General features: G+C 58.8%; 10 protein-coding genes. 8 read left to right on the top strand and 2 right to left on the bottom strand.

The window, feature by feature from the left end; all coding sequences use genetic code 11:
* Window positions 1-100: 100 nt before the first annotated feature.
* From L0Y14_RS02705 to L0Y14_RS02720, 4 genes are all read left to right on the top strand, one after another.
* Entirely contained in the window at window positions 101-4195 is a 4095-nt protein-coding gene (locus L0Y14_RS02705; protein ID WP_006473642.1) for an efflux RND transporter permease subunit, read from the top strand.
* Between the two features lie 706 nt (window positions 4196-4901).
* Window positions 4902-5654 carry a hypothetical protein gene (locus L0Y14_RS02710; protein WP_040818471.1) on the top strand — a complete coding sequence of 251 codons (753 nt, stop codon included), beginning with the start codon at window positions 4902-4904 and terminating at the stop codon, window positions 5652-5654.
* Window positions 5655-7101: 1447 nt separating this feature from the next.
* Window positions 7102-7740, top strand: coding sequence for a ParA family protein (locus tag L0Y14_RS02715; protein ID WP_006473648.1), 639 nt, complete (start codon window positions 7102-7104; stop codon window positions 7738-7740).
* Between the two features lie 85 nt (window positions 7741-7825).
* Window positions 7826-8404 (top strand): DUF302 domain-containing protein, encoded by a 579-nt coding sequence (locus L0Y14_RS02720; protein WP_005958921.1) that lies wholly within the window; start codon window positions 7826-7828, stop codon window positions 8402-8404.
* A gap of 226 nt (window positions 8405-8630) precedes the next feature.
* On the opposite strand, the gene L0Y14_RS02725 is transcribed toward L0Y14_RS02720, so the two are convergent.
* The gene (locus tag L0Y14_RS02725; RefSeq protein WP_240991552.1) at window positions 8631-10283 is read right to left on the bottom strand and encodes a right-handed parallel beta-helix repeat-containing protein; all 1653 of its coding nucleotides are present in this window, start codon (window positions 10281-10283) and stop codon (window positions 8631-8633) included.
* A 359-nt stretch (window positions 10284-10642) separates the two neighbouring features.
* Window positions 10643-11275 (bottom strand): TetR/AcrR family transcriptional regulator, encoded by a 633-nt coding sequence (locus tag L0Y14_RS02730; protein WP_006473650.1) that lies wholly within the window; start codon window positions 11273-11275, stop codon window positions 10643-10645.
* A gap of 284 nt (window positions 11276-11559) precedes the next feature.
* On the opposite strand from L0Y14_RS02730, the gene L0Y14_RS02735 reads away from it, so the two are divergent.
* The 4 genes from L0Y14_RS02735 to L0Y14_RS02750 all read left to right on the top strand — a co-directional run bounded on the left by L0Y14_RS02735 (window position 11560) and on the right by L0Y14_RS02750 (window position 16510).
* Entirely contained in the window at window positions 11560-11820 is a 261-nt protein-coding gene (locus L0Y14_RS02735; protein ID WP_240991553.1) for a hypothetical protein, read from the top strand.
* Window position 11821: 1 nt separating this feature from the next.
* Window positions 11822-12817: an efflux RND transporter periplasmic adaptor subunit gene (locus L0Y14_RS02740; RefSeq protein WP_006473651.1), complete on the top strand. Its 996-nt coding sequence runs from the start codon at window positions 11822-11824 to the stop codon at window positions 12815-12817.
* Between the two features lie 4 nt (window positions 12818-12821).
* The gene (locus tag L0Y14_RS02745) at window positions 12822-16010 is read left to right on the top strand and encodes an efflux RND transporter permease subunit (protein WP_006473652.1); all 3189 of its coding nucleotides are present in this window, start codon (window positions 12822-12824) and stop codon (window positions 16008-16010) included.
* A gap of 89 nt (window positions 16011-16099) precedes the next feature.
* On the top strand, window positions 16100-16510 hold the full coding sequence (locus tag L0Y14_RS02750; RefSeq protein ID WP_138921696.1) for a hypothetical protein: 411 nt from the start codon (window positions 16100-16102) through the stop codon (window positions 16508-16510).
* Window positions 16511-16514 lie beyond the last annotated feature (4 nt).

Genomic DNA, 16514 nt, shown 5'->3' on the forward strand with positions numbered 1-16514 from the left:
AAACAGAGGCAGGTGGGTGATGATCAAATTCCCGCGCCTTTTCTTTCGCTATTCGTAAGGGGACCCAGCCCCTTCTGTTGCAGAGGCTTTGCGAGCGAATATGAGCCAGAACGACGACCACAACGATCAGCTCCACTCGATGGATCCCGATTACGAGGCCCACCTGGGCATAGCCGGCAGGACCGCTCGGTTCTTCATCGAGTCGCCGCTGTCGCCGCTCTTCTTCATCGCGATGATGATGATGGGGCTGATGGGCCTAATGCTGACTCCGCGCCAGGAGGATCCTCAGATCTCGGTGCCGATGGTCGACATCTTCGTCCAGTATCCGGGGGCGGCGGCGGAGCAGGTCTCCAGCCTGGCGATCGAGCCGCTGGAACGGATCATGTCGGAGATCCCGCGGGTCAAGCATGTCTACTCTGCCGCTCAGCGTGGTGGCGGTGTGGTCACCATCGAGTTCGAGGTGGGCGAGGAGATGGGGGCCTCGCTGGTCAAGGTGAATGACAAGCTCGACTCCAACATGGACAAGATTCCGCCGGGGGTGATGCCACCGCTGGTGAAGGCCAAGGGTATCGACGATGTGCCGGCGGTCAATCTGACTCTCTGGTCGAAAGATATGGATGGAGATTCAGTCCCCGATGTGGACGATGGCCAGCTACGTATGCTGGCCCACGATGTGCTGCAATCGATCAAGCAGCTGCCCGACACCGGTAGCGGTTTTGTGGTGGGTGGTCGGCGTGAACAGATGACCGTCGAGGTCTATCCGGAGCGTCTGTCGGGCTTCAACATCAGCATTGATCAGGTTGCCCAGACGATCAAGAAAAACAATATCGAGCTGCAGGCGGGCGGCATCGAAGGCGGTGATAGCCGGTTTAATGTGACTACCGGCGCCTTTCTGCGCTCTGCCGACGACATCAACCGTCTGATGGTCGGCATGCATAACGATGTGCCGGTCTATGTGCATGACGTAGCGCGGGTGACCCAGGGGCCGGAAGATGCCAAGCAGCTGGTGGCCTATTACACCGGCAAGGCCAGCAATCTCGATATCCGGGCCGATGGCGTCCCTGCAGTGACCATCGCGGTAGCCAAAAAAGAGGGCTCCAACGGCGTCACCGTGGCCAGTTCGATCATCTCCCGGGTCAACAAACTCAAAGGCACTCTGATCCCCAATAACGTCGCGGTCAGCATTACCCGGGATTATGGTAAGACCGCCGATGACAAGGTCAGCGATCTGATCTTCAAGCTGTTTGTGGCCACTGGCTTCGTCTTCCTGCTGGTGCTGGCGGCGTTTCGTGCCTTCCGTCCCGCTATAGTGGTGGTGCTGGTTATCCCGGTGGTGCTGCTGATGACCATCTTCAGCGCCTGGCTGATGGGCTACACCATCGATCGGGTGAGTCTGTTTGCCCTGATCTTCTCCATTGGCATCCTGGTGGATGACGCGATCGTGGTGGTGGAGAATATCTACCGGCGCTGGCTGGAGGAGGGCAAGACCGATGTAGCCACCGCGGTGGATGCGGTGCGTGAGGTGGGTAACCCAACCATCCTGGCCACCTTTACTGTTATCGCGGCGCTGCTGCCGATGGGATTTGTCTCCGGCATGATGGGGCCCTACATGGAGCCGATTCCGGCGCTGGGTTCGTCGGCGATGCTGATCTCGGTATTTGCTGCCTTTGTCTTCACTCCCTACCTCACCATGTCCCACTGGTTGCGCCCCTCGATGCGCTACCTGAAGACTGCCGGCGAGCGCGAGCACAAGGAGGCGGAGAGGTTGGAAAGGATGTTTCGTCGCGTCCTGGTGCCGATGATCGAGACTCCGAGAAAAGCGCGCTTGTTTCGGCTGGTGATGTGGGGGACGTTCCTGTTCGCCTGTTCGTTCTTCTACTTCAAGTGGGTGGCGGTGAAGATGCTGCCGTTGGACAACAAGCCCGAGTTTGCGGTGGTGCTCGACATGCCGGAAGGCACCGCGCTGCCGGTTACCGCGAACCTGGCGCACCGTATGGCGGAAGCGATCCGGGTCCATCCCGAGGTGATGGCGGTGCAGGTCTATGCGGGGACTGCACGCCCGTTCGATTTTAACGGAATGGTGCGTCACTACTACCTGCGACAGGATCCTTGGCAGGCCGAGGTTCAGGTGCAGCTGACGCATAAGGGCAAGCGTGCTGAGAGTAGCCACGATATTGCAGTGTATACACGGCGCCTGCTGACCGATATGACCGAGAAGCTGAAGCGGCAGAAGAGGATCCCGGCGGGTGTCAAATTCTCGGTGGTGGAGATGCCGCCAGGTCCGCCGGTGCTGCAGTCGGTGGTTGCAGAGGTCCACGGCCCAAACCAGGCGGTGCGCCACCAGGTGGCGAGTGAGTTGACCGAGATCTTCAGCCGCACCGAAAGTCTTAGGGACGTCGACAACTATATGCGCGATCCCTACAAATACTGGCGTTTCGAGGTGGATACTGAGAAGGCAGTGCGGCGCGGTATTTCGGTGGAGACGATCAATCGCAACCTGGCGATGGCGCTGGGCAGTGCGCCGGTGGGTGACGTCAAACAGCGCGCCGGGCATGAGCCGATCAATATCGTGATCCAGGTGCCCCTGGCAGAGCGTTCCGAGGTGACTCGTCTGGGCGATCTGCCGGTTCAGTCCGACAGCGGCATCACTGTGCCGTTGCGGGAGTTGGGGCAGTTTGTGCAGGTCACTGAAGAGCCGATTATCTATCATAAGGATCTGCGCGACGTGGAGTACGTGGTGGCAGAGGTCGGTGGCAAGTTGGCGGCGCCGGTCTACGGTATGTTCCAGGTGCAGGATCTGCTGAAAGAAGATGGCTACATCAGCCCCGACGGGGTGGCGCTCGAGAGCTTCTGGCTGGGGCCACCGAAGGATGACACCACCTCCGCCATCGAGTGGGCCGGCGAGTGGACAGTGACCTACGAGACCTTCCGCGACATGGGCGCAGCGTTCATGGTGGCGCTGGTGTTGATCTATGTACTGGTGGTCTGGGAGTTCGGTAACTTCCGCATCCCGGCGTTGATCATGGCGCCAATCCCGCTGACCCTGCTGGGCATCATTCCTGCCCACTTCGTGTTCTTCCACTTTGGTGCGGGCGGCGAGTTTACCGCCACCTCAATGATCGGCTGGATCGCCCTGGCGGGCATCATCGTGCGTAACTCGATCCTGCTGGTCGACTTCTCGATCCATCAGATCCAGCAGGGTGAACCGGTGGTGGAGGCGGTGATCCAGTCCTGCAAGACTCGCACCCGGCCTATCCTGATCACTGCCCTTGCGCTGGTGGCGGGTTCCTCTGTGATCTTTTTCGATCCGATCTTCCAGGGTATGGCAATCTCGCTGGCCTCAGGTGTGCTGGTCTCCACGGTGCTGACCCTGATCGTGATCCCACTGGGCTGCATCAAGGCGAGCAAGGATCTGGTGGAGGTTGCCGCGGCAACCTGTCCCGCCGGGGTGACCATGAAGAGCTATGAAGAGCTGATGTCGGGCGGTACGGCAGCAGCGATGAGTTCGGCGCAGCCAAAGCCGGTAGCCGATTCGACACCGCTCTGGATTGGGGTGTGGGGCAAGCTGATCACCATCGTGACCATGCTGTTCTATTTTGTTCGCGGCATCGTTCTGCTGTTGATGCAGCTATTCAGGAAAAAGCCATCCAGAGGGAAAGGCACGCCAGCAGCCGGCAATGCGTCGACCCCGCCCTCCTCTGGAAGCGGTGGGGCTGGCGGTGCAGATCGGGTTGTCGCTGGCTTGGCAGAGGCCGCGCCTGCGTCAGCCTCTACGCCAACAGCAGCAGATGCTCCGGCCCGGGTGGAAGCGGAGCCGGCAAAGATAGTCGCGCAGGCTGATGCCGTTGACAAGGTTTCTGGGGCGACGAGGCAGGAGGGTGTCGCTAGCGAAGCGCCTGAGCCAGTTGCGGAAGCCGTGCAGCCAGATATGGCCGCAAGCGGGAAACCGGCGGCAGAAGCGGCACAGAGTGAACCGACGCCCAAAGTCCCGGCGAAGGCGCCGCCGAAGGCCAAAAAACGGCCATCGACTCTGAAAAAGAAAGTGGCGAAACCGAAAGCGGTCGAGGCCGTGACCAAGTCCGCTGTTGGCGTTAATTCAGCCGTTGCTCTGGAGGCGGGGAACGCCCCGAGCAGGAGCGGTTCCGCTCCGGCTAAGAAAAAGGGCGGGCGTCGGGGCATTCGTTTGAAGAGCTGAGTCTGATGATGGTGGCGTCGCTTTGAAAGCTCTTCTGAATCGTCATCTGCTTAGCTTGGTGTTGGCTGTGGTCTGCCTGTTCGGTCAAGCCACTGTTATTGCAGGAGATCCCTATCAGGGCTATCGCTTTCGCCCACTGACTGTTCCCTCTGAACAGCGGCGGCAGGTGGTGCAAGAGCCTGCCGCTTTGCCGTGGCGCCCGAGTCTGGGTGAGACCAGAGACAAGAGGCGATCTGAGACGGCAAAGGGCTCACTCAGCGATGGCTCTGCTGCATTGGGCCTGCCGCGAGGCACCTATCGCCCAGTCGAGCGCTTTACGCAGGTTCCAGCCCAGGTCGGCAGCTATCAGTTTCGTCCGATTTCGTCGACAGAGGGGAAGCGCATAGATGCCCAGGGCAGGCCGCAACCACAAGATCGCGCAGCCGCCCTTCATAATCCCCCTCAGCGCTATCGCTTTCGTGGTGATCCGCTGCCTGAAAAGCGTAATAAACCTGCCCCCTTCAATTGGAAAGACCCCGATCAGCCAGCGGTTTCGCCCAGGTTTCGACCCGATAGTCGATTTCGCAACAGCAGGGCCCTTACAAAGTAGGGGGGCGGTTGCGCTATCTGGTCCCGCTCGAACTGAATCGATGTCTGCGAGCCGCCGCCGATGGGCTTCATATCAATCCTGTTGGTTATGCGATGATCTCTGAAAAACGGGAGAGCAATGAATAAGGGTAAAGGCTTGTATGCTGCTCTGGTGTGGCTGGCGTTGTCGTTCAGCGGCGCTCTTCAAGCGGGCTTCGCCTGCATTGAGTTTTCAGCGGAGATGGTCCAGCTTAATCCGGGCGGTGAAACCGTCAGCGGTAGGGTGTTTGTGGGCAAGCGACACATGCGTACAGAGCTCAGGCAGGGTGGGGACACGATTGCGTTGATTGCTGATAGCGAATCGGGGAGCAATCTGCTGCTAAATCTTGAGCAGCGCACCTATCTGCTCCAGCAGGGGCGCCCAAACGTCGATGTAAAGTCTGGACGCGGTGAACGAAATCCCTGTGAAGAGGTAGAGGGCGCACTCTGTGAAAGGCTGGGTGAAGAGCAGCTCAATGGACGGCCAGCGAGCAAATGGCAGATCACCCTCGGCAGTGGGGAGGGTGCTCAGAAGGTGACCCAGTGGCTCGATAAACAGCGAGGCTTTCCGCTACGTACTCTCTCAGAAGGCGGGCAGCAGGCTGAGATGCGCCTGCTGGGCAGAGAGACCCTCGCAGGCCGGAGTGTGGAAAAGTGGCAGGTGAGTGTGAACCGCCCCGAGCAAGAGGTTGTTCGGACCACCCAATGGTATGATCCGGCGCTTTGTCTTGCCATTAAAGAGATTTTTCCGGGGGGTAGGGTGCGCGAGCTGAAACAGATCGAGCTTGGTGAGCAGTCGCCCGCTCTTTTTGTTGTGCCTGAGGGGTTCAAGCAGGTGGAGCTCCCCCGCTAGGGGGCTGATAAATAGGGCCTTGAAGGCGGAGTGACAGCTTCCCCGGTGGTTTTTTATCGGCTTGATTACCGTTAAACTGTGCGGCTAGTAATGGCGCGCCTGCTTGATCAGGCTGGCTGGCAATGCCTGCCCTGTCTGGCGCTTCCTCTTCCCATGTTGGGTCTTGTTCCCAGCAAAAATAGGTAGTTTGATGAAGACGGATAGACTTAAGCTGTTCTCTCTCGGCTCATTTTTCCTCATGTCTTTGCCGCTGATTGACGCAGAGGCCTATGTGCCAAACGGTGGCTTCTGCTCGCCTTATGATTATCGTGCGTCGTTCTATCCGGAGCGTCAGAGGAGCCCTGATTATCCTCTGCCGCAGCCACGGGTTAGCTATCCGTTTCAATGGCAAGGCGTAACCCCGACACGTTTTCTTGAAGAGCTGCCACCGTTGTGGAGGGAGCGTTTTCGCCCCTATTCATCCGCTGGCGATCGCTATGGTAGACGTTATGTTCAGCCCGTCGACTACCGGGAGCCGGCGCCACGGATTCGATACTCTTTTCCTGCTCAGCCTCATCAGGCGTATGGATGGCGGCGTTCGAGGCCAGCGGTGGCGGATCGGTACCAGGGTTACACTGGACACATCTATCCGCCCTACTGGAATGCGTCAAGACAAGCAGCGCCTCCTGCCTGGATGGCACATGAGTATGCCAACTATCGTTTCCGGCCGATGCGCCGGCAGTCTGGGCCGCAGCCGGTGCGCAACTGGGGCATGGTTGCACCGCGATCTACGGGCTACTCCCCGCAGTTTGCTGTGCCGCAGCAGGTTCAGATGCCGACCTTTCGGCCATCCCCTGATTACTACCAAGCAGCCCAGGTGCCAGATTATTCCAGGTTCAACCAGACGCGAATTCAGCACGGGTGGCAGCGACCTGGTCGTGAGTGGGCTGGAGCAGGCCCGGCTGCGAGCGGGCGCTATATCTATGGCTATTCAGCGCCTGCACGCTATGTATTTCGCCCTATGACGCAACCAGTTGCGCCGCAAAACAGGGCCAGTGGCTATCAACAGAACTATTCTGCCGGTGCTTATTCAAGATCCAACCCAGTCGCGTCGGCGCTTCAGGATAGGAGATCTGCCGCCTACAATCCTGCAGTGCAACCAGCTCATAACTGGAGGTTCGTGCCCCGTAATGAGAACAGGCCAGCGATACAGCGGGGCTATCGTTTTCGGCCTGTCGGAATGACGCGCCAGGTGCCGGTTGCTGTGAGTGGTTGGCGAGGCGATTTTCGCAACAGGAACGAAGAGAACTATCGGCATGCTCAGCCTCAGGAGCTCTCCCCCAGTCGAGACGAATGGCCGATGTTGTCGAGCCTGCCGGACTGGCCGTCACGATGAAACGGATGATGATCCAATGCCGCGGCCTTTAGCTGCTTGGCGGGATGTCATATTGCAACGAGAGACGAACCTATGATCACGGTAGTCGGTAGTCTGAAGGGTGGTTCAGGAAAGAGTACCCTGACCTTTAATCTCGCTGTCTGGTTGGCAATGGCCGATACCGATGTGGTGTTGGTGGATTGCGATCCACAGGCGACTTTGACTGACGTGGTCGAAGTGCGTACCGAGGAGGGCTATGATCCGCGCATCAAGGTGCTCGATTCGAATGGCCTGGATGCAGCGCTGGCGGATGAACAGGGTGAGATGCTCATCGATGTGGGTACTGCCGATATCGAATCCTTGAAAAAAGCGTTGAAGATGGCCGACCGGGTGGTGATTCCGGTTCCCCCTTCGCAGGCCGATGTCTGGTCAACACAGCGTTTTATCCGCTTCGTTGAGGAGGCGCTAGGTGACCGGGAGATGCCTGAGTTAGTGGCATTTATTAATCGTGCGGACACCCACCGGGCGATCCGTGAGTCGGATGAGGCGGCCGCTGCTCTGATCTCCCTGCCTGGTATCGATTTCGTAAAGCAGCGTCTCTGCCAACGCACAGTCTTTCGGCGCTCCTTCAGTGAAGGGTTGGCGGTGTTCGAGCTCGACCCGCGCGGCAAAGCATCGCGGGAGTTCAATTCACTTACAGCAGCCCTCTATCCGCAGCATCTGCGGGCATAGGCATCAGCCGTTTATCAATAACCAATCGCAGCATGATAATCAGGCGTTCGCAGAAGCGTCTCTGTTTGCCAAAGAGGAGAGAGGTATGGGGATTATAAAAAATTTGTTGGCATTGATTGGCTTGGTTGCCATTCTTGCTGGCGGTGGGCTCTATATGAAATATAAGAATGTGGCCTCAGAGTTCGACCCGGGGGCGATTGACGCCTATGGGGATATGGTGCGGCAGCTGCTCGAAACGAAAAACGCAGCAGAGGCGACGATCTGGAAGCTCCCCGTTGAGGAAGGGCTCTCGGCTGATGAGGTTGAGGAGACCATGAAGTTCGTTGCAAACGAATACAATATGTCACATGTGGGTGAGCTGCCGCTCTCCAAGGATATCGAGGCGAAGAGTGGCAAGAAGTATCGCTATGTGAAGATCTTCCTCTTCTGTAACTCACTGACTGCAGCCAGAATGCTCGACTATTCAGATGCCTACTCTGCCTATCTGCCCTGTAGAATCACCCTGATAGAAGACGAGCAGGGAAAGCTCTGGCTGATTGCGCTCAATATGGATTTGATGATCTACGGTGGTAAACCGCTGCCTCCTGCGTTGAAAGAGGAGGCGATTCAGGTCAAGGAGTACATCCTCGATATCATGAAGCGTGGGGCGTCCGGAGAGTTCTGAGCCTGGCCGGAAAGGCCCAGTCAGCAGCTAAGTGGTTCGGTATCGCTTGTTGGTCTGGAAATCTCTGAATTAGAAGGCCTGCGACGATTATCGTCGCAGGTTTTTTTATGGGCTCGAGGGGGGGGCAAACAGGCAGCCATAGTTGCAGCTGGCAGTGCTTGACGAGAAACGCCCCTGAACAGGGGCGCTCTTATATCGTTATCTGCAGTGTGGAGTGGGCCTGCGGCTACTCCACTTTTTCGATGCGCAGATTGGTTGGTGGATCTGGGGCGTAGGTCTCGATGGCTCCGATCTCCCAGGCTGCCCCTTTTGGCCGTCGGTTGCCCTTTAGATCGTAGCGGATGTCGATGCCGTAGAGGTCTTCGAATTCCTGATATGCCTTGCTGAGAATGCCGGCATCAACACCAGGGGAGTTGGAGACCTGCTCGTAGCTGTCTCTGGCAAATACAGGGGCTTTTACCAGATTGTTGCTGCTGCTAGCCAGCTTTGATACCAGGCTGGAGTCTGACAGCAGATCGACATCCGAACCGGAGCGGGAGGTCCCGCCGATATCGACCGAAGCACCGGCCGTGGCGCTGTTCCACAGCAGGTTGTTGCGCAGATCTATCTGTTCCGAGATGCAGCTATCTACGATGATGTTGTGTAGAGATGCGTCCAGGATCAGATTGTTCTCGATACTGAAAGAATCCGCTCCGCACTGCCAGGAGTGATGGATGCCATCCTCTGTGTTGACGATGGTGTTATTCACCACTTTGACATTGGTGGAGTCGCCGCCGATATCGAATTGGATGCCTCTTCGAACATTACGGATTATATTGCCGATGACATAGCCATCCTTGACCCCCTCGATTCGCAATCCACGTCCACCTGCCTGTGAAATGTCGTTGAAAAGCAGCCATGCACGGATGGGCCCATAGCCTCCAGCGAGATCGATGCCGTTACTGCCAAAGATGACGGCGTCGCCGATGGATGTATCAGACTTCTCATATCCGTAGATAGTGTTTTGGGAGATGATAGCGTCATGGATGGTCTTCAGGTCGACGCCGTTTTCGCGGTCCTCATGCATCACATTCTTGCCCACATAGACAAACCGCGGTGCAGGTAGACAGCGGTGGCAGCCTTGGAATGAGTCGCCGCTGTTGTGGTGGATGTGGTTCTCCAGAATCCACATATTGGTGGCACCGCTGCTCAGATTGACACCATGCATGTCGATCGGATTGCTTGGGCTGCCCCGGTGGTTGTCATGAATGTGGTTATGGTAGACCACATTGTTATTCGAGCTCCCCATCGAGACGGCGGAACCGTGGTTGCCCCAGTAGTCGGGGTCGCTGCTGACTTCACTGTGGCGGAGCACGATGCTCTCGGAGCCCGAGGCCATCTTAATGTTGATGCCGGTGTGGAAGTGGAGGTTCTCGACGATCAAGAACGAGCCGCCCAGCTCGATAACGCTCTCGCCGGGATCCTCAAAGCGGGGCATATTGTCAGGATCGGTGCCGCGGACGAAGACCGGTTGGCTGGCAGTGCCCGATGCTGTGATGTATTTGTCCCGGCCGATGTAGTAGGGGCCGCCATGGATCTCCACCACCGAGCCGGCGGGTAGAGAGATGGAGCTGCTTTTGAATAGGTCACAGATGGGGGCGCTTTTGGTGCCAGGCCAGTTGTTTTCGCTGCAGTTCGGGTCAGTGTTATCCACATAGTGGGTGTAGGGGGCAGTGCTATCGTTGCCATAGCCGGAGGCCCCGCTGTACATCTCGACAGATTCATCAATGCCAAATGGCGGCTCTGGAATGCCGATCGGTGGATTGTAGGCCAGGGCGTGCTGGACTGGTAGAAAAACACACAGCATTGCTGCCAGTTTGATCTTGCTTAAGCTGTTCATATCGCTCACTTTAGCGTTAGTTCCCAACGTCATGTCGTATGTCGTCCTTTGCTGCCGTTTATAAAGCCCTGCGGCTTGGGTTTGTGACCAACTCTGCGTTCCGGGTGTCATGACAGGACGCAGGAGACGTGTCGGGTGTCCGGCTGGGCCGGGTACGGCTGTTGAGGCGGCAATCCGCAGGTGAATCGTTCCGTTAGTTGCCAGATAGTGCCAGGATTATAGGTGTCAATTATCCCGACAGTCTTCGGCCTGCTTCACACTCCCCGCGTTCGGCGGCCTCTGAAGGATCATGGACAGCAGACTGCGACGTGAGACTGTGTCAGTCGTCGAGTTTGGCGATGATGCGGTTGCGCACAGGTTCATTCATGTCCGGGATCGGAAAAAGAGATGTTTTTCCCCAGAATCCCCTCCATCAGAAATCTGCCAATCGATCTGCTGATCTGTTGCGGCCCACACTGATCACCCTCCCGGGTTTGCAGCTGTCCGCCAATGATGAGCATCGCGAGGCCATGCATCATGGACCAGGCGGCAAGCGCCAACTCTTCGGTAGGCTCGTCACGGAAGACGGCTGCAGCCTTGCCGCTCTCGATCAGGGATAAGAGACTGTTGAATGCCCTTTCCGAGGCCTCGGCCAGTGTGCCGGAACACTCACCAGGCGTGATGAATCCGCCAAACATCAGCTGGGTGATCTCGGGGTTTTCCACGGCCAGCTCAACATAGGCGATGCTTGCCTCCTGAAGCTGCCTGGTGGGGTCATCGGGGAAAGTCAGGGATGCCTCTCGGGTGCGTGTCGCTAGCGCATTGAAGCCGGATTCAGCGATCGCCATGAGCAATGCGCCTTTGTCTTTGAAATGACGATAGGGGGCAGAGTGGCTGACCCCGGCCCGCTTGGCCACCGCTCTCAGGCTGATGGCGTTAGGCCCCTTCTCGGCAATCAGACTGATTGCGGCCTTGATTAAGGCATTTTTCAGATCACCGTGGTGGTAGTTCAATCGCTGTTCCGTCTGATTACAGTGAGTTAGTGGTTAACCTGTGCAATGTTGACGCTGTCAACTTGTGGTGTAGGATTGCATTCCCAGATCCACACCAACAGCTGCATTGATTGGTGCTGCCAAGCAGGCTGCCACCGCTACAAGGGAAGATAACAATGAAATCGATACTATTGGTCAGATTTTTTGCTGGATCGCCCCTGTTTGCGGGAGTCGCTACACTAACCGTCATGCTCCATTCTGTCATGGGGCTCCTCAGCATGCTGACTGCATAGGTGCGGGAGGCAATGGACAGCTACCTACTGCTGAAGGCGATCCACCTGCTGGGTGTTACTGCCGGTGCAGACCAAACAGGCCAGAATGGCGAAGGTATTTCGGCGGGATCAGCCGATCCCCGAGCACTACTGGCAGCTCGGCCGGATGTGAATCATATTCGGTACCCTGGCGACCCTGCTGCCGCTGCTGACCCTCTACTGGATGGTTTTCAAGCCGGTGTCATGGCCTCATCTTCTGATGTCATGCGACCTGTTGGCGAAAAAGGAGTTTGACGTGAACAAGATCCTCACTCTACCTCTGCTGATGCTATTGTTGCCGCTGCCAGCATTGGCAGCCCAGCTGCAGAGCGTTGCGGCCCGAGTGGCCACCCAGCAAGAGACCCTCACCGGCTTCACCCGTGAGGCGGCGCTGCTGGTTGTCTCTACCGAGGTTGCCGGCCGGGTCGAGCGGGTGACAGCGGATGTGGGCGACAGGCTTGAGAAGGGCACGTCGTTCGCCTGTCTCGACACAACCTTCATCGACCTGGAGATTCGTGCCAATCAGGCGGAGCAGCAGCGTCTGCAGGTGGATATCACCCACTACAGCAAGCAAGTGAAGCGCTTCAGCCGGCTACTGCAACAGAAGAGCTCATCCCAGAGCCAGCTGGATGAGTCAGAACGCGCCCTGCAGAGCAGCCGTGCCCAGCTGGTTGCCAGTCAGGTGCAGGCCCAGATCCTGCGCGAGCGCCGGCAGCGTCACTGCGTGGCGGGGCCTGCGGGCTGGCGAGTGATTGAACGTCATGTGGAGCCGGGGCAGTGGCTGAATATCGGAACGCCAGTGGTGACTCTGGGGGACTACTCACGCCTGATCGTACCGTTTGCCCTTAACAATGCGGAGTTCACCGTACTTGAGCGACAGGCTGGCGATCTGAAACTGCGCCTGCCAGATCGGGGAGGGGAGGTAACGGCGCAGATCGAACATGTCTCCCCTGCCTTCGACCCCGTGTCACGCAAGATCCAGGTAGAGCTGGCGATCGAACAGCCCATGCAACAGCCCCGCGGCGGTATCCGTGCCGAACTCCGGCTTGAGTTGCCAGCATCTTCCGGGACGGTGCTACTGCCCCGCGCCGCTCTCAGCGAACGTTATGAGCAGCACTGGCTGACCCGCGCCGACGGCGAGCAGCTGAAGGTGGTCTATCTGGGAGTAGCCAGCGGGGTTGAGGGGGAGTGGGTGCGGGTTGCCGCGCCGGGGCTCAAGGCCGGTGACCGTTTCCAGCTCCCGGCGGAGTAGGGCCATGGAGTCGCTGATACGTTTCTCCCTCAAGCAGCGGGTCTTTTACAACCTGATGTTCGTGGTGTTGATGGTGGTGGGCTTCATCTCCATCTTCGCCATGCCCGCAGAACGCTACCCCAACTTCGGCTTTGGTGAGGTGATCATCAACACCATCTACCCCGGTGCCTCGGCGGTGGAGGTAGAGACCCTGGTGACGCGCAAGATCGAGGATGCGCTGGAGACGGTGGACGATGTGGAGTGGGTCAATGCCACCTCCTTTAGCGGTCGCTCCAATGTGCGCCTCAAGTTTGTCGACGATTCGGACTACGAGGCGCTCTACGACGAGGTGCGCTTCGAGGTGCTCAATATCATCAACGAGCTGCCAGAGGGGGTCGATCCGCCGCACATGCTGTATGTGACGGTGCAGGACTGGCTGCCGGTGATTGCCGTCAATTTGGTGGGGGAGCATAGCAACCGGGCGCTGGCGCTGATGGCGGAGGAGCTGAAGAGCCGCCTCAAGCAGATTCCCAACGTGCAGGAGGTGAAGCTGAGTGGGGAGGATGTGCAGGAGTTCCACGTCTCCCTCGATCCCGCAAAACTGCGAGCGCTGGGGGTCAGCTACGAGCGGGTTGCTGCTGCCCTGAGCAGCGCCAACCTGTCGATCCCGGCGGGCAAGTTCACCGCCAGCAGTGGTGAGTTCTTGGTCAAGGTGGATGAGCGTTTCGTCAGCCGTGAGCAGGTGCTGCAGACCGTGGTGCGCAAGGATGCCGATGCCAGTCTGGTGCGGGTGGCGGATCTGATCAGTCACGCCGGCATGGGCTATCGCGACCCGGTGGTGATCTCCTCGGTCAACGGCAGGCCCTCGCTGGGGTTGCAGGTGATCAAGTCCGATGCGGGCAACGCGATGCGCATCCGTGATGCGGTGGTGGCGCTGCTGGAGGAGTTCAGGCCACTGCTGGCAGCCCAGGGGGTGGAGCTGGTGCTGACCCAGGATTCCACCGTCTATATCGAGGATGGCCTCAACACCCTCGGCATGAACATGTTGGTGGGCATAGTCCTGGTGTCGCTGATCATCTGGTACTTCATGGGCATCCGCAATGCCGGGCTGGTGACCATCGGCATCCCCTTCTCTTTTATGATCACGATGCTGATCATGTACCTCACCGGCAACAGCTTCAACGAGATCACCCTGTTCTCGTTCGTGCTGGTGACCGGCATCATCGTCGACGATGCGATCGTGGTGACCGAGAACATCTACCGTCACGTGCAGGAGGGGGAGCCGCTGCAACAGGCGATCGTTAGTGGCACCGCTGAGGTGGCGCTGCCGGTGATCTCCGCCACCATGACCACCGTCGCCGCGTTCCTGCCGATGTTGATCATGTCGGGCACCACCGGCCAGTTCTTCGCCCTGGTGCCGAAGGCGGTGACCTTTGCCATCCTCGCTTCGCTGGTGGAGTGCCTGCTGATCCTGCCGATCCACTACCTCGATTTTGGTCCCCGTGGCGGTAGCATGATCAAAGCGGTGGAGCGCGACAATCTCCTGCTGCGGCTGCTGCGCAGCTTCACCGACCGGGTGCTGCGGTTCACCCTGCGTTTCCGCCTCACCAGCGTGTTGCTGGTGGTGATTGCTTTCGGTGCGGCGGTGGTGATCCTGGGCCTCTCAGTCAGCGGCAAGGCGCCACTGATCCGCATCCAGTTCTTCCCCGACGACTACAAGCTCTACTATGTGGATGTGGTGGGGCCGAGCAACACCCCGATCGAGACCATCGACCGCAAGGTGCGGACGATTGCAGAGGCAGTGATGGAAGATGGCCCCGGCTACGCCCGCTCCGCTGCCGGATTTGCTGGCTACTACTTCAATGAGGACTACGAGCCGGTGTTCGGCAACAACCATGGCTCGGTGATGGTCACCATGCCGGCGGTGGCGGAGCAGGCCTTTGCCGACCCGCTGGCCCACCTAGAGCGGATGCGCCAACGCCTCAAACCGCGCTTCGAGACCGACGGTTACCAGCTGCATATCCACCCGCAGAAGGATGGTCCGCCCACTGGCAAGGACATCAACGTGCGTATCGTCGGCTCGAAGACCGAGACGGTCGCCGCGCTCGCCGCCGAACTCCTCTCCTTCATGCGCGCCGATCCCGATATTGGCCCGCATCTGCTCGATCTGGCGGATGACCAGGGGCGCCCGCGCCGGGTGATCCGGCTCGAGGTGCTACAGGATCGGGTGGCGGAGTATGGTCTCGATAACGCCCGGGTGGCGCGGCTCGCCGCCAGCGTGCTCGACGGCCGCTATATCGGCAAGTACCGCCATTTGGATGAGGAGATCGATCTCAAGCTCTATGTGGATCAAGCACAGCTGACGGAGCCGGAGCATGCGCTCTACCTGCCGGTGGTGGAAGATGCCGACCGGCCGGTCCATCTGGCCGATCTGGTGCGGCTGCATAGCTATTCGGAGCCGGGCGAGATCAAGCGCTACCAGGGGCAGCGGGCGATCAGCCTAAAGGGGAATATCAAAGAGGGCGCGCCGACTTCGACGCCGGCGATCGTCAGCGCGGTGCGCGCCCACTACGAGACCCTGCGTGATCGCTATCCGGGCGCTACGGTAATCTTCGGCGGTGAGCATGAGGACACTCAGCGTTCTTTTGAGTCGCTGGCCTACGCCTTCATCATCGCGGTACTGGTGATGTATGTGATCCTGGCGACCCAGTTCCAATCCTACCTACAGCCGATGATTATCCTCTCGGCGATTATCTTCGCCCTGATCGGCGTGGTCTTCGGCAAGCTGGTCAGCCAGTCGTTGTTCACCGTTAACAGCTTCATCGCGGTGATCGGCGTGGCCGGGGTGGTGGTCAATGACGCGCTGGTGCTGATCGACTTCATCAATCGTCGCTACCGGTCGGGTATGGCGCGGCGCCAGGCGATCATCGAGGGGGTGCATGTGCGGCTGCGGCCGATCGTCCTCACCACCCTCACCACCACCCTTGGCCTGCTGCCGATGGCGCTGGGCATCCCCAGCTACTCGTTGGTGTGGGGCAGTATGGCTTCCACCTTCGTCACCGGCTTGGCCACCGCCACCGCCCTGATCCTGTTCATCGTGCCGGTATTGTGGGATCTGCTGACCGGGCTGGAGGAGCGCCGCCAGCGTCGTCGTAAGGGTACAAATCGGAGTGTGGATCTCGATGTGGATGAACATGAACAGATCACGGGTTGACGGATTGGGAAAAATGGACCGATTATGACCTGAAATTGACCGCGGTAGAGGGATATAATCAGTTCTCATTTCGATTGCAGGAACGGGCCATGCGATCACTTATCATGATCTATCTGCTGCTGGTAATGACTCTGCTAGCAGGCTGTGGCGGCGGTGATTCATCCACTACCACCACCCAATCCACTGACAGTGGCGATGCGGGTGGCACCACGCTCCCGCTCACCAGGGTCGACGCTGGCCCGAGCGGCCGTGTCGATCTGCGAGTCTCCTGGGATCTTACCCCCACCACTCAACTGCCGGTAACAGGCTTCAAGGTCTACCATGCCGCCACTTCCGACTACGATGCGATGCTGCCGGTGGGGGAGCAGAGCGATGGCAGCAGCAGGCAGTTCATACTGCGGGATGTGGCGGTCGGCACGCACTACTTTGCGGTCACCGTCGATGACATCGACGGCTACACCAGCGGCTACTCGGAGATGTTGGCGGTGGAGGTCCAGTAGTGCG

It is taken from the genome of Candidatus Endoriftia persephonae (genome assembly GCF_023733635.1).
Classification (GTDB): Bacteria; Pseudomonadota; Gammaproteobacteria; order Chromatiales; family Chromatiaceae; genus Endoriftia; species Endoriftia persephonae.